This window comes from Streptomyces sp. NTH33, assembly GCF_003236365.1.
Taxonomy (GTDB): domain Bacteria; phylum Actinomycetota; class Actinomycetes; order Streptomycetales; family Streptomycetaceae; genus Streptomyces.
Genome location: NZ_POTZ01000496.1, coordinates 1 through 4954 on the forward strand (window position 1 = coordinate 1; position 4954 = coordinate 4954).

The 4954-nt window shown below is 74.0% G+C and carries 4 protein-coding genes and 1 pseudogene; 1 reads left to right on the plus strand and 4 read right to left on the minus strand.

Annotated features, from left to right (window positions below; genetic code table 11):
• A pseudogene (locus tag C1I97_RS31405) lies at positions 1 to 557 on the plus strand (hypothetical protein); the annotation flags it as partial.
• Here the strand turns inward: C1I97_RS31405 and C1I97_RS31410 are convergent.
• From C1I97_RS31410 to C1I97_RS31425, 4 genes are all read right to left on the minus strand, one after another.
• Complete coding sequence (locus C1I97_RS31410; RefSeq protein WP_181447001.1) at positions 527 to 2965, minus strand: right-handed parallel beta-helix repeat-containing protein; 2439 nt, start codon at positions 2963 to 2965, stop codon at positions 527 to 529. The pseudogene C1I97_RS31405 and the gene C1I97_RS31410 sit on opposite strands and share 31 nt — an antisense overlap.
• A gap of 111 nt (positions 2966 to 3076) precedes the next feature.
• Complete coding sequence (locus tag C1I97_RS31415; protein ID WP_111006461.1) at positions 3077 to 3676, minus strand: Rv1733c family protein; 600 nt, start codon at positions 3674 to 3676, stop codon at positions 3077 to 3079.
• A gap of 171 nt (positions 3677 to 3847) precedes the next feature.
• A complete protein-coding gene (locus C1I97_RS31420; RefSeq protein WP_111006462.1) occupies positions 3848 to 4672 on the minus strand; it encodes an MOSC domain-containing protein in 825 nt (274 codons plus the stop codon).
• A gap of 41 nt (positions 4673 to 4713) precedes the next feature.
• On the minus strand, positions 4714 to 4954 hold a 241-nt coding region (locus C1I97_RS31425; RefSeq protein WP_369008376.1), incomplete at its 5' end, for a DUF6643 family protein.

Genomic DNA, 4954 nt, shown 5'->3' on the forward strand with positions numbered 1-4954 from the left:
TGGCGACCTGGACCCGGTCCACCGGCGACCGGCTGGTGCTGTCCGGGCACTCCCAGGGCAGCGTGCTGGCCGCCGCCGCGGCCTGGCAGCTCACCCCGCCGGTCCGCGGGCGGGTCGCGCTGCTGACCTACGGCTCGCCGCTGGAACGGCTCTACGGCCGCTGGTTCCCGGCCCACTTCGGACCGGCCGCCCTCGGCGCCCTGCACCGGGACGTGGACTGCTGGCGCAACCTGTACCGGCTCACCGACCCCATCGGCGGCCCGGTCCGGCTCACCGACGACCACGGCCCCGAGGTGGACCGCGCCCCGCTGCGGGACCCGCTCGCCTACGGCCGCACCGCGCGGCACCCCCTGCCCGCCCCGATCCTCGGCCACTCCGACTACCAGGCGGACCCGGCCTTCGCCGAGGAACGCGGACGGCTGCTCGCCCGGCTGCGCCCGGACCTGCCCGCACCGCGCCACGGGCCGCCCGACCCCCCGGACGACGAGCCGCGTGCCGCCCACGAACCGCCGGACGGCACCGGGGCTCAGGGCAGCGCGGGCAGGTCCTCGGGGTAGAGCAGCGTCAGGTCGTCCGTGCTGGGGTCGGCGAGCTGGGCGACCCGGCCCGCGTGCCGCTCCACCATCGCCTCGAAGGTCTGGCGCGCGGTACGGCCGTTGCCGAACGTCGGGCCCTTGGGGACCGCCGTGAAGTACGTCAGCAGGGCCTCGGCCGTCCCCGGCGCCAGCCGGTACTCGTGCTCCTCGGCCTGCTGCTCCACGATCCGCAGCAACTCGTCGGGGCCGTAGTCGCCGAAGGTGATGGTGCGCGAGAAACGGGAGGCCACACCGGGGTTGACCGAAAGGAAGCGTTCCATCTCGGCGGTGTATCCGGCGACGATCACCACCACCGCGTCCCGCTGGTCCTCCATCAGCTTCACCAGCGTGTCGATGGCCTCCTTGCCGAAGTCCCGCCCGGCGTCCTCCGGGGAGAGCGCGTACGCCTCGTCGATGAACAGCACCCCGCCGCGCGCCCGTCCGAAGGCCTCCTGGGTGCGGATCGCGGTGGAGCCGATGTGCTCGCCGACCAGGTCGACGCGGGAGACCTCGACGAGGTGTCCCTTCTCCAGCACGCCGAGGGAGGCGAGGATCTCGCCGTACAGGCGGGCGACCGTGGTCTTGCCGGTGCCGGGGGAGCCGGTGAAGACCAGATGGCGCTTGACCGAGGCGGCCTTCAGCCCGGCCCGCTGCCGGCGCCGACCCACCTCGATCATGTCGGTCAGGGCGCGCACCTCCCGCTTGACGCTGTCCAGGCCCACCAGCGCGTCGAGTTCGCCGAGCACGTCCTTCGCGGTCCGTGCGGCCGGCTCCGGCTCGGCGGCGGTCACCAGCGGCTCCTGCTCGGTGGTGCGCTGCCCGGGGATCGCGCCCAGCAGACCGGGGGACGGACTCGTCGTCTGCACGGCCGTCTCCCGGGCCGCGGGCGGGCGCACAGCGCCGCTCTCGTCGCCGGCGCAGTCCTCGACCACGGGACCCGACCCGGCCCCGGCGTCCGGCCCGCCGTCCGCGAACTCGTAACCACCGCGCGTGCACCGCTCCGTACGGCACTTCCTCAGTGTCGTACGGCAGCCGTCGATCACGTGGAAGCCGTAGCCGCCGCTGTCCGTCACCCGGCAGCCCAGGAAGCTGCCGCGACCCCCGGCGGAGACGTAGAAGCCGGCCTCGGCGGGGGAGGAGACCGTGCACCGCTCGATGGTGGGATCGGCGCCCTTGGTGACGATCACGCCGGTCTGGGTGCCGTCCACGGTGCAGTTGCTGAGGGTGCCGCCGCTGCCGTGGTCGCGGAACCAGGCGCCCGTGGCCGCGTCCTTGATCCGGCAGTCGTCCAGCTGCGCGGTGGCGCCGTCGCTCACCGACACCGCCGTGTTGCGCACCTGGGTCAGATCGCTGTCCACGACGTCCGCCCGGGAGCCGCGGTCCAGCACGAACAGCGCGTCCGGCACGTCGTGCACCCGGCAGGCGTCGAGCACCGCGGTCGCGCCGTCGCTGACCCACACCGCCGGGTAGTCGCCGGTGCTGTCGAAGATCTCGCACTGGTTGGCGTCCACGCGCGTGCCCGGGTCCCACACCGACAGGCCGTTGCGCCCGAACCGGCGCACCGTCGTCCGCGTCAGCGTCAGCACGGAACGCGACCGCAGGTCCACCGCGTTCTCCGGGATGTCGTGGATACGGCAGTCGGCGAGCGTCAGCACGGCGTCGGTGTCGAGCGTGACGCCGTCCGCGGTGGTGCGGTGCACATCGCAGTCGGTGAGGTGCGCGGTGGCCCCGCCCGTGACCTGGACGCCGCTGCCCCGCACCTCGTAGACCTCGCAACCCACCGCTTCCAGCGTGGAGTTGTCGCCCGTCGCCGACAGACCCGCGCCGGAGGTGTGGTGGATCCGGCAGTTCTCCAGCCGGGGGTGGGCACCGCCGCGGACCGCCACGCCCGACTGCCCGGCCGCGACGACCTCGCACTCCTCGAACACCCCGCCGCCGCCGTCGAGTACGGCGATGCCGATGCCGGCCGGATTGTCGACCGTGCAGCGCCGCACGGCCGGCCGGGCGCCGCCGCGCACCTCGATGCCGGCCGCGGACCGGGTCACGACCCGCACATTGCCGATCTCCGGCGTGCCCTCCTCCACCAGCAGGGCGGGCGCGGTGGCGTCCTGGCCCTCCACATGCAGGTCCTGCACCACCGCCGAGGCGCGCACGGTCAGCGGCACCCCGTCGACGGGGGCGATGCGCACCGAGCCGGGGGAGTTCTCGGGGCCGCGCAGCGTCACCGCCCGCTGGACCACGAGGTTCTCGCGGTAGGTGCCCGGGGCGATGGTGAGCACGTCACCGTCCGCCGCGGCCTCCAGGGCGGCGGCGAGCGATGCGTACTCACCCGTGCGGCGCCGCCACCGCGATGTGCCGGTGTGCGTCACCTGGACCGTGCCCTGTGCCATGGCGCTGCTGTGCCCCCACCTCGTCGTATGCGGGTCGGTTGATGCCGAGTGCGTCGGCCGGTCCACCGTAGCGTGCCCGCAGACGGTCGGTTGACCGGAGTCGGAAGGCCGTCAACTGCCGGTGCCGGTACGGCCCCAGTCCGGGCCCACCCGCTCCCAGGCCCGGTCCCACTGCGCGTACCGGCGGCGGACCAGGCGCCAGAGGACCAGCCGGCGTACGGCCTCCACCAGGCCCGCGGTCAGCAGGGCGACGCCGAATCCCGCCAGTACCGCATGGGTGGTGGCCGTGGCGGAGTCCAGGGGCTGGGGCACGGTGGTGCCGTGCGCGTCGGTCCACAGCGTGAAGGTCTCACCGGGTTTCGGGGCCTTCAAGCCTGTGGAGACCGGTTCGTGCCGCCGGGTGCCGTCGGGGGCCGTCCAGTCGGCGAGGACGCGGCTGCGCGCGCCCTGCCCCGGGGATATCTCCGCATCGGACTCCAGCCGGTTCAGCTTCTTCACCACCGTGGCCGTCACCTGGTGCCGGGTCTGGCGCTGGTCGCGCACGGACTGCTGCAGGGCCCCCTGGGCGGCGGTGCCGACCAGGGAACCGATCACGGGGGCGACGACGAGGGCGAGCAGCAGGGCCGCCAATGCCACCCAGGACTCGACCAGATCGGTCGTGCGCCGCAGCGGATTGTGCCGCCAGCGCCAGAGTCCGCTGATCGCTCGCACGGTCCCCGCACCCCCTTCCTGCTCCGTCACAGTCCTTGGCGAGGCAGTCCGTTCCCGAACCCGGCCGAAGAGAGAGGCACATCACCTCCGGCCGTCCGGCCGGGACCTCCAGGAACGTCTCAGGAAAGCCAACGACCGGGCCCCGTCCCAGGGTTCCCGGCGAAGCGCGGGTCATTCGAGGACGGTGACCGGATCGCCGAGCCGGATGGTGCCGGTCGACTCCGGCACCAGGTTCTGCCCGAAGACCAGCTCGCCGCCGAAGCGGCGGTGCCGGCCGAGGGTGCGCAACGGCTCCTTGCCGCGGACGGTGGTGGCCTGGTCGGTGGTGGTCACCACGCACCGGCCGCACGGCTTGGCGACCCGGAAGGCGACCTCGCCGATCGCGATGCGCTGCCAGTCGTCCTCGGCCCAGGCGGGGGCGCCGGCCACCACGACGCTCGGCCGGAAGCGGTTCATCGGCAGCGGGCCCTCCTCGGCGTGGTCGCCCTCGGCGATCAGCGAGTTGAGGGAGTCGAGGGAGGACTGCGAGGTGAGCAGCAGGGGGTAACCGTCGGCGAAGCTCACCGTCTCGCCCGGCAGGGCGTAGTCCGGGTCGACGGGACGGCGCGTGGCGGGGTCGTCCATGTGGACGAGACGGACGCCGGCCCCGGCAAGGCCCCCGCACCAGGCGTGGGCGGCCTCGTCCGCCAAAACGGCCTCCACCTTGTCGCCGAAGATGTCCACCGTCACCGTGGCACCCGGCCGCGAGACGGACACCGTGATCGGGGCACGGCCGGGTGCGGAAAGACGGAGGCCGCCGCCGGGCATGGGCTCGGCGGCGGCCAACGCGAGCTGGGGCGTCTGGCGTTGTGTGACGACCTTTCCCCCGTCGTCGATCAGCGCCCAGCGCCGGTCGCCGGCCAGTCCCCAGGGCTCCACGACGGCCTCCCGGAGCCCGACGGGCCGGAACGCCTTGACCGGGTGGATGTGCAAGGACCACAGCTCCGCATTCCCCATGACCTCATCCTGCCAGGCGGCACGGACAGTCGGGGAGCGGATCAGTAACCGCGGTACTGCTGGTTGCCGTACGGGTCCTGGTAGGGCGCCGGGGCGGGCCGGGGAGCGGCCGGGCGCATGGCCTCGTAGCCGGTGCCGTTCGCCATCGGGCGTGGTGGCTGAGGCTGCTGCGGGCCGGGGTACCCGCGCGGTGCGGTGGCCTGCTGCGGGATGTAGGCCGCGGGTACCTGCTGCAGCGGGGCGGGCTGCGGCGCCTGCGGGTAGCCGTAGGAGGGCTGGGAC

Bases quoted from the DNA above. Each gene is read 5' to 3' on its own strand.
- C1I97_RS31410 (WP_181447001.1), bottom strand. From the start codon at position 2,965: ATGGCACAGGGCACGGTCCAGGTGACGCACACCGGCACATCGCGGTGG.
- C1I97_RS31420 (WP_111006462.1), bottom strand. From the start codon at position 4,672: ATGGGGAATGCGGAGCTGTGGTCCTTGCACATCCACCCGGTCAAGGCG.